General features: G+C 47.9%; 1 protein-coding gene. It reads left to right on the forward strand.

The window, feature by feature from the left end:
* On the forward strand, positions 1 to 215 hold a 215-nt coding region (locus HJW02_RS13550; protein ID WP_208050764.1), incomplete at both ends, for a glycosyl hydrolase family 18 protein.

Below are 215 nucleotides of genomic sequence, written 5' to 3' on the forward strand. Positions count from 1 at the left end.
GAGCAATCTTCCGGGCGGCTTTGCCAACAAAGCGGAGAATATTCCTGCCGTGGCGAAAGCTATAGCAGATACCATCCACAAATATGGCTATGACGGAATCGACTTCGACCACGAATGTGGTAGTACAGACTTATTCTACAATCAGGATAACATGACTGCCTTATTGAGAGAAGTGCGCCAGAACATCGGACCGGACAAGTTGATTCTGGTGGATG

Source organism: Akkermansia sp. GGCC_0220 (genome assembly GCF_017566105.1).
Lineage (GTDB): Bacteria > Verrucomicrobiota > Verrucomicrobiia > Verrucomicrobiales > Akkermansiaceae > Akkermansia > Akkermansia massiliensis.